Source organism: Bacteroidales bacterium (assembly GCA_014860575.1).
In the GTDB taxonomy this organism is placed as follows: Bacteria; Bacteroidota; Bacteroidia; order Bacteroidales; family JAAYJT01; genus JAAYJT01.
In genome coordinates, this window is record JACZJK010000046.1 from 28,328 (window position 1) to 45,771 (window position 17,444).

Genomic DNA, 17,444 nt, shown 5'->3' on the forward strand with positions numbered 1-17,444 from the left:
CATTCTTTCAAAGAATGATGCAAAATTAGTGAATTGTGAGGCTGAATACAATAGTTTTGGTTTATTTGGAATAAATTCACATAAGCATTGTTTCATCCTGAATTACAGATAACAAGGCGATAAACTCATCGCCTGATAACCTTATCAACGCCAACTTCTTTCCCTCTCATTACCCTGATGAGATAGATACCTGGCTGCTGGTTAGTCAGGTCGAACTTGTATTGTTTGAATTCAGGCAATTCAAAAGAAAGAATTTTTTCACCAACAACGTTGCAAATATCAACGTTTATTGATGAAAATTCCATGAGATCATCCATTTCCAAAGTAAATATTCCCCTGGTAGGATTTGGATAGATTCTAAAGCCAGATTGCCCGTTTGGTTTCTCAACGTCAGAACCCGTGAGGCTGTTTTCTTCAACAGCAGCAAGCATTGATGAACCGCTGCCGCAATAGATTCCATCTGTTGTTATCCAGGCGTGCAGATAAGCGCCGCTTTGAACATGAGTGCCTTCAAGCAAACGGATGTTTTGCCCCGCTACAAGGTTCACATTTCCACCACTTTCAAGTATAAAACTTTGCGAACCCCCAAGCGTGATGGTTTGCAAAGCCTCAAAACAAAGATCCTGACCTGACCCAATCAAAACACCATCAAGGGTTATAGTTGACGAGATTTCGCCTGTCCAGTGAATGCGGCCATAAGTGTCCTGCTCATTTGTTGGTCCGGCGAAAACACCGCTATAATCGGAGAGGACAACAACACCTGCATCCACTGTCTTTGAGACGTTATAATTACCAGAGCTGCCCGGAAAAACAACATTGCTCAGTAACAGGCTTTGACTGTTGTTTATGGTTAACAGCCTTCCACCGCTTTGTCCGTTGCGAAAATTACAATTGGTAAACGACTTCGCCGGATCAACAATAGCACCGGATTTAACATTCACCCCATTGGTGTTCATGTACTCAAAAATAGCATATTCAGCGCCAATGGTGGCTCCACTTTCAATATTCAAACCATAGTTACCGGAAATCCTCGTGATTTTCGGATAATCAGTTACAGTGCCTTGCAATGAAAGCTCGCCCCCATTGTTTACTGTTAAGGCTTTTCCGCTGCCCATAGCCATTGAGCCAACTCCTTCCATAGAGAGATTCCCACCTGAGTTTACAGTTACATTTCCGGCAATGGTAGCTTCATGCACAATCCTCAGGTTTCCCTCATCAATAACGGTATTGTTATTCACTTTCAGGTTGCCGATAGTAATAGCATAGTTGTCCGATCTGTCTAACGGTATTTCTACTTTGAGCCTTCCGGGTTCAGACATCCTCATTTGCACGACATCATTCTGTGTGTAATCAGCACCGAGTAATAAACCAACTTGCTTATCTATTTTCAGGTTATAAAAATGCGAACCACCAGTACTTTGAATCCCGGCTGGATTATTGCCATAAAGCTCAGCCGTTCCACCGCTTGGAATAAAGGTAGGATGAGTTACCAGGAACACTCCTCTAGTCTTTATTGTACCACCACTCACTGAGGCTGATATGGGTTTGCTGGCATTAATAGAAATGCCAGGGTTATTAAAATTCAGAATACCATCTGACATTGTAAAACTTGCAGGCGCAGCCCACCCCCACTCGCTATAACCATAGTTCCCATTCACAGTCATGGTTCCTCCGTGAATATTGAGAGAGCCATTCAAGTCAGTATATTGCAAATCAGACTGGTTTAGTATAATGCTGCCATTATAGAGGTCAATGGTTCCAAAAATACCATTATTGGTAATATCATTGCAACTGAAGCTGCCATTTGAAAGCCCCAAATTACCTCCCATGGTGAAATTGTTAACAATTACTGTCGGAGCAGCAGTTGTTAATACAATTATACCGGCTGAGAGATCCAGAAGGCCATTAACATTCAGATTAGCAGAAACCATATTGGAAACATTGGCCAGGAAATTATTAATTACTGTTACTGGTCCTTCAATCATCAATTGACCGTTACCGGTTTTAGCGTTCGTCAGGTTGTAGAACGTTTCACCATAAATCCTCTGGTGGTTAAAATCACCGCTGCCATTAAAATACACTGTTCCGGTATGCTCCAGAAAGCTTGCTGGCCCAGGTACGTTGGTCCAGTTTCCACCTACATACATGTTTTTAATATTTGTATTGAAAACACCGGAATTTAGAGTAAAGTAGCCTTTAAGCGTGAGGTCGTTAGCAATATATACGTCTGCAGACGGCTTAGTAATTAAAAGATGATTCAGGTAATTTCCGTTGGTTACATTCAAATAGTGCCCGGCATTTGACGACATCATCTCCAGGTTTCCCCAGTTAAGCTGGAAGTTGTTGGTAATGCTTGCAGTTAGCGATCTGCCAAAACGCAAATCACCGCCTCCTATATTATCGTCATTGAATGTTGTACCAATAATTACATTTCGTCCCGTCATCTCAAACACGGATCCGGCATTCATATCAATGCGTCCATTCAGTGTTATACTTCCTGACGCTGAATTCTGATCGCAGATAAAGCTTGACGCATCCAAATACAAGTATCCAGTTGAGGGGAATGTCAGCGAGCCATGAAGAGTTGCTACGCTGCCTCCGCTAAGCGATAAATTACCTGCAAAGTTCAACGATCCGTTGGTAGAAAAGTCGGCTCCGTTTGAGAAGTAGATGGAATTTCCGCCAGGAATATTTGAATTACCTGAAACAATCAAATCGGTTGCACCTTCAGCAAAAGTCCAGGTGGTGCCTTGCATATCAAAATTGCCCGCTACCCTTACCGGATAATAAGCTTTGCCACTTTCACCTCCTTCCAATACTTTTGAAGCAGGAACTGCTATCAGGTTACCAAACTCCGCATCATTATCGGTAGGATAGTAAAGATTGTAGATGTAAGCGGTATTTCCCAAACCAAGCTTTGCATTGGTTCCCTCATTGAAACGCCAGTTATTTGTATTAAAAGTCCCGGCAGTTACATTATCATTTGAACCTGATTGCCAGTTAATGGTTCCGGCAGTCAGGTCATTTGCGGCATTGGTCATGGTAAGTGTTCCATAAATATCAGTTGTACCGGAAACATTGCAGGTGTATGCACTCAGGTCAAATGTTCCTGCGGCAATGTTGAGATTACCGGTAATTGTAAAGTTTGAACTTAAAGCAATGGTATTGGCTTTGCCTCCATCGGAGAGTTGCATTCCGGATCTTTCGTCGAAAACAGGCCCGGTAATCTCAGGATCACCTTCCTTGGCAGCCCCTTTATTGATTTTTACGTTGGGGAGAGTACTTCCTGCTACCTGGCTAATATTGTAGTCACCTGTACCATAAAACTCAAATAGACCAGCCGAAGGTGAAAAATCAGCCCTGTTGGAATTAAAACCACGGCTGGTACTGATGATGCCACCGGTAATATTTTCGGTTAATGTATAGATGCCTGAATTATAAATATAGATTCCCTGGTCCTTAAAATCCAGCACCCCACCACTCATATTAATTGATGCATTTGCTGCAAAAGGCCAATAGCTGTAGGTCGTTCCTCCAAAAACATTAAAATTTCCTTCAAAAATATTCAGATTACCGTTAAGATCAACATAGCCATCAGTGTTTGTTAAATTGATTGTTCCTCCGGGATTGAGCCAGTAACCCCCATAAATCCCATTATCAGCAAGGTCAAGTGCGGTAAAAGTTCCTGCAACTACATCAATACCTCCAGTGGTCCAGTCATACTGGTTGCAGGTAACAGTATAGGCAGCATTAATAATTCTTAGTGCCGCTCCCATATTGGCTTCCAGGATGTTGAAAGTTTCATTGGAATAAACATATTGGTGGCCTGAACCATTGAATATCACCCTGCTTGTTCCTTCCACGAATCCGGTAGTTCCTACAGTATTGGTCCAGTTGCCTCCAACATGCATGGTTCTGTCTTGCAGGTTGAATATCCCGGATTCAATCACCAGGTTTCCATTTACATCCAGAATATTGCTTAAACTGTTACTAATTGTTACAGTGCCGGCTTGACTAAAGGTGAGATAGTTAAAGTAATCGCCTGTATTCATTTTTAGACTTTGGTTCGAGCCATCCAATACCACCGTGCCATAATTACATAAAAATGTTCCATTACTATTTACATCACCTTTAAGGATGACATCATTAGTGGAGTAAATCCCGAAAATTGCGCCGGGATGGACATAAATGTAGCCATTAATAGTAAGCGGCTGAGTTGAATAGTAACTTACTCCGATATGATAACCACCGGTTTTGTAACTTCCTACATGGTTGAAGGAGCTTGTGGAGGAATAGCTGCTAATATATTTATTAGCGTCACCCATAAACAACACCGTACCATTGGCAAGGTTCGCATTTGAACCTGATTCAAAATTCCAATGTCCATAAACCCTGAAAGGTGCCGTTGTAGTAAAGTTGGCAGTTGAACCGGAGTTCCAGACAACATCGCCCTGAACGTTGATTTCCCCGGAGGCATTGTTAGATGCAAGTGTTCCGTTAACCGTAAGGTTGCCGGCAACATTCAGTGCATATCCACCAACAGTCAGAGTTGCTCCTGTATTGATTGTGATGTTTTTACAATTGGCAATGGCAGTATAAATATATGGCTGGAATGGAGTACCAGAGGGAATGGTTACATCAATGCCAGCATCAGGAATAATGTGGCCACTCCAGTTATTCGCATTATTCCAGTTAGTGCTTACAAGGCCTGTCCATGTGCCCGGCGACTCAATCCTTAAAGTGTAGTTAGCTGTATTGGCGTCGTTGGACCAAAGGCATAATCCATACCAATCGGTTGAGATAACTGTATATGTGAAATATTCATCGCCACCGGCACCTCCACTGCTGGACATAGCTTTGTTAGAACCCCTGGGGGCATAATAGGCAGCACCATCTGAACCAAACAGGGCAAAGTCAAGATTAGCTGTTCCTGAAGTAACGTCCAATATGAAACCGTATGTACCGGGGTTGAGGTTAATATCATAGATTTCAACCACATCGTTTGCAGGCCAGGATGTATTCAACGCAACACCTGCTGATATAACATCGGAGCCACCTTCATATTCAACACGTGCCGTGCTTGTTCCTGAATATCTTCGTGCTTTGATTCCACGATCAGTAGATGGAGTATGATTGCCGTCAATGACGACAAAATCAACGGTGGTTCCACCGTATGAAGAAGACGCGATTACATCATTGAAAGCGGTCCCGCTATGCAGCTCGATATCCCAATCATCAGAACCATTGGTTGCCCTTAAACCTACTACACTCCAATAGAGTGAAGTGTTTGCAAACTGGTAATAATCGGGCACTGTGGTAGTCACTGTGGAGGCATCTTCGGAAAGGCTTGGTAAACTACCTCCTGAATGAAAATCGAAATTTCCATAGCTTCCATCTGCTGCCTGCACTGCTGATGTTCCTCCATCCCGAACTTCAACCTTTACCCGGCCCAGAGAAGAATTGGCCAGCCCTGAAGGAATGCTCCAGTCGAATAATCCATCATTTGGAGTATTGCTTGAAATAACTGTCCAGTTATATCCGCCGTTGGTTGAATAAAGCAATCGCGCGTAGGAGCCTGAATAGTAGTCATAATTCCAGGTAATTTCAAACCTGTCGCCGGCATACAAATGCTCACCCTGGCTTGGCGGAACTACATTATCCGTATAACGCGGATCTCCGAAAGGGCTTGTGATGTTGACAGCAGCGCCATATTGCCCACCCGGCACAATAGTACCTACCAGGTCGCAGCTTGTATAATAAACGCTGCTGTGTGATGGTTGCCATGTATCATGCCTGATAAGGTAATTGTCGCTGGTATAACCAACACCGGTATTGGAATGCCCAGGGGTTCCCATGTGGTATGGCCGACCGGCATCAATCTCAGTTTGAGCCCAGTCCAGGTATTGAGCTGAAGTTCCATACTTATCCGTTCCTGTGAAACTATAACCACGTGCATCGGTTTCGTTAACAAAACCACTTAGCCAACAACAGGAACCCGTGCTTCCAGTCATTGAATCAGTACTCATAGCAATGGCCAATGCCTTCTGAAGATCAGGAACATTTTTATCAGTATCGCCCTGTACATGATCATATCTTTGAAAATGATGCTTTACAAGATTTCCGTAATCATTGGCCGAAGGCATACCACGATTATCCCAATAAGCCAGCGCCATTGAAAAGGCGGTTGGAGTGCAGCCATAACTCCAGTCATAATAAGGAACAAAGTCTTCATCGGGAATTAGTGTATTGGACTTCCCGTTGAGTAATTTCCCATTCAGAAAGCTAGTCCAAAGGTTTTCATTATCTTCAGGAATTACCCATAAACCAGCTTTTGTGTAACGTTGCTGCACCGCTTCATTGAATTCTAATTCATTGTATACCTCAATAGGTGGAAATACTTTCACATAGGCTCTGTTTCCGTCACGATCAGAGTAAACAAACCATTTGGCCATATCACTCATAAAAATGATCTTCTCAAGGCTACAATTCTCTGATTGAAGTTTTTCAAATGCCAGTTCTTCGATCCTGGCTCCATAGGCATAGTCATCTGAAATTGCCCCTGAATATTTTAATATAGGTGTCATGTTACTACCCGCCGACACAAGCATGTTGGCAAACTGTCCGATTAACCACCTGTCAGTTTTTTCTTCCGAACCAGCCGGTGAGTTGCATCTTTCGATCAATGTTTGACGGGAAGGAAAAGGTTGCCCGATGGAAAAGTTAAAAGTATAAGCAATCAAGTCGCCATTGATTGAATACAGTGGAATAGGCTCATCTGCATACACATCTCCCCATAGTGATTTGGCATTCTCAATGGCAATGTGTTTTACATTTTCAAAAGGTAGATACTCTACCTGGGCAGTGATAGCCATACTCACAAGTAGCATTGCGGCGAGTAAAATCTTTTTCATAACAATTTAATTTTGAAGGTTAATGATATGTGGTTATAAGAATACCGTTACGTCTAACTTTAATACTCCAAAACAGAATCCAGTTTTTCCCAAAAGAAAACATTGGCTCATAAATCATTCATCACAATTATGTCAATCCTGATACAAAGCGCTTGTAAAATGGTAAGGTTGCCAAGATCATATGGTAAGGATGGGGTCACCCACGATCACCAGAGTTTGTAAGAATTGGAAACCGGGAGCAAGGATAAGAGGAATGCATGCTCAACGAAAGGAAGTCTTTCCAGAATGCATGCACTCGCGGTTACACGATGGGGCCGATAACCATACTTTCAAAGAAGGCATAAAATTACAACATTGTGAAGGCAGATGCAAGAGATGTAGTTTGATTTAAATTAAAGATCATATTGGCCAACATTTAGCAAGTAACCCGCTTCATATAAACCTGTTAGGTTGAAATTCAACGAGTAACCTAACAGGGAACCTCACATGCAAATTATACTCAACTTTATCGTTTTATCACTTTTTCTACTCCAATTTCATCACCCTTTATTATCCTTATGAGATAGATACCTGGCTGCACGGCCGATAAATCAAATTGATATTGCTTCATTTCAGGCAAATTAACATTCATGATACTTTCACCAACGAGGCTGAAAATTTCAACTTTGATGGTTGATAGTTCGGCAGATTCAATGAGTTCGAGGGCGAACAGACCGGTATTTGGGTTTGGATAGACTTTGAAAAACAAGTCGGTTGAAAAATTCCATTTTACATCCTCAATGGGCTTTTCAGAAATCACCGGTTCAGAAACAACGGAAGTAAAGTTTGAACAATATATGCCGTTGAGGTCAATAATAGCATGAACATAAGAATCGGTTTGGAAATGCGTGCCAGGCAACATAACAATGTTCTGGCCTGCTATAAGCAACACGGCAGCGCCGGGTTCAACAATAAAGTAAGAACCTCCACCGGCTGTTGTAATGGTCTGTTCCGCATCAAAGCATAAATCTTCACCTGTTTGAACCAATTCATCTGCGATGTAACGATTAACCGGCACAGCGGAAGGGCAGGCAGAAGCAAAGGTGTGAAAAACTGTAGTTCCGTCAAAAGTGGTTCCGGGCAATAATTCGAACACCAAAACACCATCAGGGTCATACAAAGCAAATCCTTTTTCATCAGTATAACCACCGGGATCAAGCACTACAATTTCGGTCATTAAATCGGGACACAATGAAATATTAACAGGTCCGTAACTGTACCCATTTTCAAAATCTTCACCAAAAGTTTCTATTATGCTACCATTCTGCCTGATCCCAAGTACTGTGCCATCCCATCCATCGCCATAGCTGTCAGTCATCAGAACTGTGTAGTTACATCTCTCACTTTCTTCACATAAGGTGGTAATACTCAATGGCCCGACCCATTCACTTACAAGTTCATCTTCACAACTGCTCCGAACATAGAAGTGATATGAAGTTGAGGCCGACAATCCGGTAAGCTCATATGGTTTACTGGTAATATCCCAGCGCATTGTGCCTTCAGTTTCCGGGTCGAATCCGGGCTGGCCAAATACCAGGTCCCACATACTTTCATCTGCCCCATTATTCCAGTATATCAGTGCCGAACCAGATGTTACGCCAAGCACAGCCAGGTTTGATGGCCTGATACATCCGGTCATAATGTCAATGATAATGTCATCGAGAAACAAGGTTCCGTAAGCATTTATTTGAAAAGCAATGTATTGATGATTGCCGGAATAGTTCTCAAAGTTGTAAGAACATTGTTCCCATGATTCGGTAAGTGTATAACTGTTCAAGAACTGGAATGTATTATTATCAGTTGGATCGCTCATGGTTCCAAGAATAAGAGAACCGCTTGTATAAGAGCGTTTTGCAAAGAATGAGATATACAGATCACTTATACTTTCAGTGAGTTCCGGTGATATCAGGTAAGCTTCATCATCCAATCCATAGCTTGTCATCATCAGGCAATTGGGAGGAGAATTTGGGTTGTTGTCAATGGTTTGAGCAAAAGAATTTTCGTCTGATAACGCAGACCAGCAAATTGGTATTTCTCCAGATGGAGTTGCATCAAAATTTTCGTAAACAGGGCATGCAACTGCTTCACACAATGTATTGAAGGTATGAGGTCCCACCCATTCGCTATGGTCGTTTTGTGCGCAGGCGGCTCTAACATACACATCATATATTGTGCTGTGCTGCAGGTTCTCAAGTAAATAGGGTTTAACCAGGATGTCTGTAACCAACTCACCTTCAATTAAAGGGTCGAACCCAAGAGGGCCATATTTGAGTTGCCACTCTGTTTCCTGGTAGCCTTCCTGCCAGTTGATGACAGCGCTTACGTTTGAAATATCCGAAGATTGAAGTCCGGTAGGGGGAATACATGATGGGAGGAAATCAATCAGAAGGTTATCAACATGCATATAATGGATTGACCAGTAACTGTAATTGGCTTTTAAGGCGATATGCTTGGCCGTTCCATTGTATTGATGAAAATAATACTCTAACCTCGTCCATTCTTCAACCCAATCCCCCGTATTGAATGTTCCCAAAAGAGTAAATGTATTCAGGTCTTCAGGATCGGACATCACTCCTACGCTGATTCCATTCAATGCTTTTGTTGATTTACGTCCGGGAAGAAAAAAATCAAAACTGATGGCAAGTGTGTTGATGCTTGCATTTAACTCGGGGGATATAAAAATGAGCGTGGGGTCAATCTCATAATAGTTGTAAAAGGTTAATACCCTGTTGTTGCTGTATGGGCCATACAAGACACCAATAAAATGACTGTTATGTTTCACGCTGCTTTCAATGAGCCGGCTCCAGCAAACCGGTAATTGATAATCAGGAATACTTTCAAAATCCTCAAAAATTGGAATATTGTAAACCGTATTACATAGGGTTTGTGCATAAGCATCAAGCCCTGCTGAATAGTTATTGGTGGCATTTACCGACCAGGCTTTGTAATAATACCCCATGCTTGCATTAAGGTTTGTATGAATATAATTTAAAAGGCTACCGTTATAAATGATGGTGCCACCTCCCACCAGAGTTTGATTAACAGCATATTCTGACCCATCTTCCGGTGCCCCGAACACTCCAATTGTATTGTATGCTATCATTACATCATCATTGTCAGGGTTCTGGAGCCATTCAAGAGTAATACTGTTCAGGCCTGTTGTTGTTGCCTGGAACTCTTGTGGTGTTGCAATTGGTAATCCAACGCCGTGAAGAGCAATCTCATGAAGCGTGCCACCCTCCTGATTGCTTTGAATCTTAAGGATAGCAGACTTTGTATTTCGCGTTGTGGGATTAAATATTACCTGAAATTCAAAGGAATTGTAGGTACTTAAATATACAGGCAAAGTTGGAAGGTTGGCCAATGAAAAATGGCTGGCATCAACACCATCAATAAAAACCTGGCTGATTGTTAATATTCCGCCTCCGATATTTTCAACCTTCATAGACTCAGGATCTGAAATGGTTTGAACCAACACCTGGCCAAAGTCAATTATTTCAGGTGTGAGAAAAGCCTGAGACGGAGGGTCTTGACTTTCAAATATCAATCGCAGGTTGGGTGTTGCCTCAATGAGTCCTCCTTCGGTGGGATTATCAGGATTCATATTATGCGAATCGCTGGAGTAAAGCAAGGATCTGAAACCTTCTGTATCCGTTGCATAAAACTCGCCCCAGTCATAGTTTAAAGTATTTTCATCCACTGCAACCACCAGGTTATCATCATTATTATATTGAAATGGTATGTCAAGAGTAATTTCGATCCAGCCAGATTCATCCGGCAAAACAACCTCGCCGTCAAACACTTTGACCATCTCTGATGTTGGAACCCAATCAAAATCATTGACAAATTCTGTTTTTTCCGTGTGGCCAAGGTAAATAACCCAGTCTTTGCTGTTAGGTGCGGCATCATTACTATTCCAGTAATAATAGATTTTTTCGATCCACTGCCCTCCTATACTAATCTCTGATTGGAAGTAAATACTCTGGCTGTATGTATAAGAATATTCAACATCAACCGGCAGTCCTGTCCAGGATTCATAGCCATAGCCAATTTGCACAGCCCCGTCAGGCAGGGTGCTAAACGACCATATGGGACAGTCAATAGCATCGCCGGCACTGTTTGTGGGTATTATTTTCCAGTAATAAACAGTATTATTACTGAGGGCTGGAGGTGTAAAGGTGTTTTGTGTAATCAACTGGCCATTGATCATGTTTGTTGGCGTGTTGATTCCTCCCCCATCGGTTCCAAAATATACTTTATAACCCGAAGGGATACCACCCAGCAATTCAGGATACCATTTTAGAGAGGTTTGAAGCGGCATCCAATCCGACTCATCCATGGGTTCGGGAAATTTAGCAGGGGCGGGCAGGATCGGAACTATATGAGGGCCAATTACATGGTCGAGATATACCCATGCACCACTTCCTCCTTCGGCAAAATAGGAACCAATACCCAGGTAATAATCATTACCCTCAAGTGCATTCAGGTCAACTGAGCAATATTGCCAATCGCCGGGAATAATACTGATCTCATTACCAATAGTGTTCCAGGTAGTTTTATTGGTAGAATAATAAACCTGCATCCGCTGGTAAGTTGAACTTGAAGTTCCTGCAAAAAACTCCAGCGTGCTTCCGGGATCAATACTCAGCAAAGGGGTGACAATTCTTGCCGGACTTGATGAAGTAAATTTATTAGCAGAATAATCTCCATGTAACACACCGCTGCCAGTTCGTCCCCAGCTACCGAGATTTGACCATCCTGTGGGAGGAAACCATTCATCCTCAAAACTCTCAGCAAGTTGACCGGCTGATATTGTACTGAACGACCAAACAGGAACAGCATTGGCATCACCGTTTATATTGTACGGCACCACTTTCCAATAGTATGTTGTATTGTGTTGCAGTGGCCCAGAGGTGTACGATAAGCCCAAACCATCAAAAACCAAATTAACCGGGTCAGGATTTGTGCCAAAATACAGCTTATATCCATCAATTGGAATTGAGGAAACGGGTGGTGACCATGAAAGTGTATTATTATTATTAAACGTAGTGATATTGTTTTCAGGCCAGTTGAGCAGTGCAGGTCCTGGTAAGAAGGTTTCAATCAGGATATCGTCAATTGTAAAATGGTAAGATGATGAGGTAGTGTAATATAAGTAAAAAGCCAGGTAAACGGTTTGACCCTGGTACAAACTGAGGTCAATTGACCGCATCTCCCAGTTGATATTGGTACAAGTAAAATCTCCCAACTCTGTTGTAAATGATTCCAGTTCCTTGTCAGTAGTGGATAACAGCACTTTGTAGGAGGTAATATTTGCAGCATTTGAAACGACTTCCCACCATGATAATGTCAGATCATCAATTGGCAAAACAAGCGGAGGTGAAATCAGGTAATCATTGCAGTTACCAATACCCAAGCCACGAACCCCTGCCGGTAATGAATGAGACATTGAAGTACTTCTGAGCCAGGTATACGTTCCACTTCCCCCAACATCTACTATGTTCCAGTTTGGAGGAGCAAGCGGTGAATGACTCCAGGAGGCATCAAGGTTTTGCAGGTAAGGAAAGTTTGTGACCGGGTTTGCGTATGTTATGGCATTGGTTGTTGATGCAGTAGAATAATAATCAAATGCATCGAACGACCAGCATTTGTAATAATACTGTGACCAAGTATTCAAACCTGTGTGGTCAAATTCTTCGGCCAGGCCTTTGTAAATAACTAAGCCCGCTGAAGGAACTGTTTCACCCACGCTATAGGAATTACCATTTACAGGATTGCCTACCATTGGCCCACTGCCTGAGGTTATCAAAACGTTATGACCAGCAAAGTTTAAATTCCAGCTTAGGTTGATTACTGTCTGGTTCACAGGTAATGCAGAAAAATTAGCAGATGGACTTACACCCGGAATCGCAGAGGTTGAGAGCCCGCTTGAATAACTTATGCCATTGTATGAAAAAGCCTTGTAGTAATATGAGCTACCGGCAGTTAATGTACCATGGATAAATGGAGAGTTCATACCAATATAAAGCACTGTTCCGTTGGCAAGCGGCTGTCCTGAAACCGGCTCGCCAGAAGGGAGCGAAAAACTTCCGCTCGTGTTGAAAACAATGACAACTTCATCATCATCTTCATTCATTTCGAAACCAAGGCTGATTTGCTGTGAACTGATAGCCAGTGCAATAAATGATTCCGGATTCATTACAAAGCTGGATATTCCGCCAAATTCGTCAGCGCCGATATCAGGCGTGGTCATTGAGCGATAATCGCCATCAAAGTCCTCATCTACAGCAATGGGATTGTTGATTCGCTGTCCGGTACCTTCAGCGAGGGTCGGAACTGTGCTTTGCAGATGAAGATCATAAGGCGTGCTCAGCACATTCACAAATGGCGGAAGTTCAGTGTGCGAACTGGCATCACGGGGAGCAACATGGGCCTGGTAGGTTTCGAAGGTTTGATAAGTTGTCGGGTTAGCATAAATAGGGTTGGAAGCGCCTGGAACTCCGGCATAGAGCAAGTTATTATCAGAAGTTTCAGAAAAATTGGCAAGGCTTGAACTGCTACGTCTGAATGCAACAGTTTTCCCGCTTCCAACAGCAGTTGAGTTGTTGACAACAATATTGTTTCGAAGATCTAATAGCGCCGTTGTGGCATTAGATTGTGCCGTATGATAAATTCCGCTGGTTCCAAAAGGATTTGCAGTTGAGGTAGCATTCAGATAAATTGTATTGTAGTAAAGCCCGATGTTTGAATTTGCCAACGTGCTGGTGATGGAAATTCCTCGTATAGCATCGGCATTGTTAGTGACGCTGGCCCTGAGGTCGGAAATGAAATTATTATAAACATATACGTTTGATCCTGACGCTATAAGTATTCCATTCAGCAAGCCAGCGGATGTTGAAGTTGATGTGGTTTCAATATTATAAATACTATTCCTGAAAATATGGCCATCCTGGCTTCCTGTTCTCAGGTTCATTACATTGATGACGCCACCACCGTTGATTGTGTGAACCTGGTTTCCATACACCATACGGCTATTGGCTTTACTCAGGTCAAAACAGTTAATGGCTCCGGTTCCTGATGTAATGTTGGAAATGGTATTATTAAAAACATTTTGCGTATGCGAGGCATGGGTATCGGAATAAATACCCGTAAAGGTTGAGGTTCCGGATGTATTAATGTTTGAGAAAATATTTCCTGATATATTTTCAATTCCGGTGGGACTCCCTGTGTTATAATAGCAATAGAAGGAACCTGATGCCCCAAGTTTGTTGATGGTTCCTGTTGTAGCATTATTTTGAATATTTACAATTCCCGGACTTACCCTGTTGTTGGTATTGCTTATTAAAACTGCCATTCCGGTGAAGGTAAATTCGCTGGCAGCAAAAGTGTTGCTACTGATGGTGATCGGCGCTTCAGATGCGATGCTTGAATTGTGATAAATAAAATAGTATTGACCCGAAGAAGAAACAGAATTGGTTAATGCGATGGTGTTATGCTCAATATGCACTTCTCCCAGAGCAGTATTTCGGATCCCATACATATAGTTGCCCGTGCCTTGCGAACTTAGATTTATTGTGTTGTGCTTCACAGTAAAAGAGTGGTTGGCTGTTGTGGCATAAAAAATGCCGTTTCCATATCCTGTGAAACCAACTCCACCTCCGGCAGCATTGTTGATATTGTTGTAACTGATGACGCTATTATCCAGGTTCGAGGTATAAATACCAAACGATTCATTGGCAACATTGCCCCCAAAATCCTGAATAATATTGCCCTGATCCAACGCTCCGATTGTAAAATCCTGATCAAAAAAAGTGCTGTGACCGCTTTGGTAAATACCGGTAAATACATTTTGGACGGTGTTTGATGTAAACGCAATGATTTCGTGCGCTCCTCCCGGGGTAGTAATTGTCAGATTACTGGTGGCGGTTCCATTGTTGGCGGCACAGAAACCAACCACATACCGGCTTGTTCCTCTGGTCATGGAGATGTTACAGTTTTTAATGGTAACAAATTTGCATGCATCGGTCACTGAAGCTTTACGAAGATAATAACCATATTCTATGCCCTGGTTCTGGGCTGCCACATCAATGCCATCAAAAGTTACATAATCCGAACCTTCAACGATAATTACGCCATCACCATGATAGCCCATTGTTGTTGTATTGATAGTTCCTGCATCGGTTCGGGTAATTACAGGATTGCTTCCTGCCCCGCTCTTCTGAAAGATCAAAGGCTTGTCAGATGTTCCGGTGGCGGTGAGCACGATAGGTGCTGTAATATTTTCTGAATATCCAGCTGCAACGTTTAATGTTACACCTCCTTCACCGATCACTGCATTGTTAAGTGCTGTAACGGCTGCTGCGAGGGTCACATAATCACCAGGAATGCTTTTTAAGCCGCTGATTATTGTGCCAATCTTCCTGTTGCCTGCCGGGTTAGCAATCTGTGGAGTTTTGTTCGATCCTGATTCCGAGGTAATAAATTGCGTGCACTGTGCATCTACCACATTGCCTGTTGTTGCTGTGGATCTTATATCATAGGCCAGCCAGAAAAAATTATTCCCTCCAGCCAGTGGCTGGCTTCCGGTGATAGTAAAAGTTCCTGACGGATTATTCAGGGTTGAACCAAACTGAGTGGTGGCTGAAAACTCGGGTGTGATTGTGTAGAACACCTTTGCTGCAGCAATATCGTTGGCTGCAATTGTTGAACCGGTAGTATTAAAAGTAATCGAAGTCATTGCAACAGGATTATCCGGCTTGTTTGTAACCACTAGCAGGCGGATAATTTCGTTGTCGGGGCTGTTGATTGCCACATGGCTGGTATTTGGCTGTTCTGTAGTGGATCCGGAATACATCATATTGGTTCCTTCTTCAATAAGAACATTGTCAATATCCACGAAATAGTCGCCGGTGGCCCAGGTCAGCAGGAATCTGATCCGGATAAATTGCCCGTTATAAGCTGACAGACTTAGAACCTTATTGGCAAAATCTGTGGTAGTAATATGATTGTTGACATCAATGACATGAAAAGTCGAGTAAGTAGCACCATCATCGGACGATAACTGGATTTCAATCTGATCACCTGCACCTAAAACATTGGCATTAAGCGGGTAACCAGCATTGTCAACGATGCGGTAATGAAAGCTTAGCACTGTGTTGGCAGAAATACTTCCTGCAAGCGGCGAGTCTGAATTGGCTGAAGTAGATGATGAATACATTCTTCTTGATAGACCACGGGTTCCGGTTATTCCATGACTGGCCATTACGGTCATATTGCCCGACCATTCCGCTGGAAAACTCGTGGCATTAAAATCCTGCAAATAAGGAAGGGAATAAGCCGTCCGGCAATTCGCAGTAGTTCCAACAGAATAATCATTTACGCCATCAAATGACCATAATTTGTAATAGTACAAAGTACTGTGATTAAGACCCATGTAGCTGAAGCCGGTATTGCCTCCTGTATAGAGGACTGTTCCACCACCGGTTATGGAGTTTCCAGCTGAATAAGTAGTTCCATCAACTGGTACGCCAAAGGTTGCTGTTGTGTTTACCGCGAGCATCACATTATGGTTGAAGGTGTTTTTAATCCATGATAAATCAATCTGGCTGAGATTAATACCGGCAGCAGCAAAGTCTGAGGGATTGTACAAGGCCTTCCAGGTATATGTCAGACCCAGTGAAGGCACAGTGCCTGATGTGGAACTATTAAAATACATTGTGTTACTGTTACCGGTTCCTTTCGCTGAATTGATCCAGTTGCCGCCGGCGACAGCAATCGTTCTGTTGTTAAAATCTGAATTTGACGATCCCCTTAAGCCAACCTGTGGATAAGTAGTATTGGAGCCGGGAGATATTGTACCGCCATATACGATGGAAATGAAATTGTTAGTTGCGTTCAACCGTATCTGAAAACTAATAATTTCCCCGGCAATACTCTTTCTTCTCACATCTTTCCACTGAATTACAAATTCGTTTCCCACTTGCTGGTATCTTACTGCAGGTGCCCCACCTTCAGAGTTTGTCAGATCGCGGCCAAATGCACTTATGGCGCCTTCATAAGCAACCGAACTGCTGATGGGTGTGTAAAGTGTTCCTGTTGGTACAGTGCCGAACGTAATAAATCCGTTGGCCGACACAAAAATTGATGTATAAGCTGTGGCATTAAAAACAAATGAAGGAATGGTAATTTCTCCGGATACTTCATTATCGAACGTTCCTGACCATAAAACGGTTCCTCCGGTGATTTCGGTGTAGGTTAAAGCTTCTTGTTTGAATGAGTACTCCGCAACCTGAGACCTTGCAACCAATAGATATGCAAAACTCACAACAGCAAAAACGAATAATTTCTTCATGGCATGATGGTATTTAAAGATTAATTATATTGCTTATTTACAATACCTTAAGATGGATATTGATTTTCGCGTTTACAGTATAAAGATACTGCATGATATAAGGTCAGGCAAATTTTTTAGATAGACAATTAATAGACAAACCA

At 42.5% G+C, this 17,444-nt stretch carries 2 protein-coding genes; both read right to left on the reverse strand.

Features of this window, described 5'->3' with window-relative positions:
- Positions 1 to 125 precede the first annotated feature (125 nt).
- Positions 126 to 6,911: a hypothetical protein gene (locus tag IH597_12600; protein ID MBE0663290.1), complete on the reverse strand. Its 6,786-nt coding sequence runs from the start codon at positions 6,909 to 6,911 to the stop codon at positions 126 to 128.
- A 505-nt stretch (positions 6,912 to 7,416) separates the two neighbouring features.
- Positions 7,417 to 17,301, reverse strand: coding sequence for a choice-of-anchor J domain-containing protein (locus IH597_12605; protein ID MBE0663291.1), 9,885 nt, complete (start codon positions 17,299 to 17,301; stop codon positions 7,417 to 7,419).
- Positions 17,302 to 17,444 lie beyond the last annotated feature (143 nt).

Excerpts from the sequence above, each read along its gene's own strand:
- IH597_12600 (MBE0663290.1), bottom strand. The coding sequence starts at position 6,911 with ATGAAAAAGATTTTACTCGCCGCAATGCTACTTGTGAGTATGGCTATC.
- IH597_12605 (MBE0663291.1), bottom strand. The coding sequence starts at position 17,301 with ATGAAGAAATTATTCGTTTTTGCTGTTGTGAGTTTTGCATATCTATTG.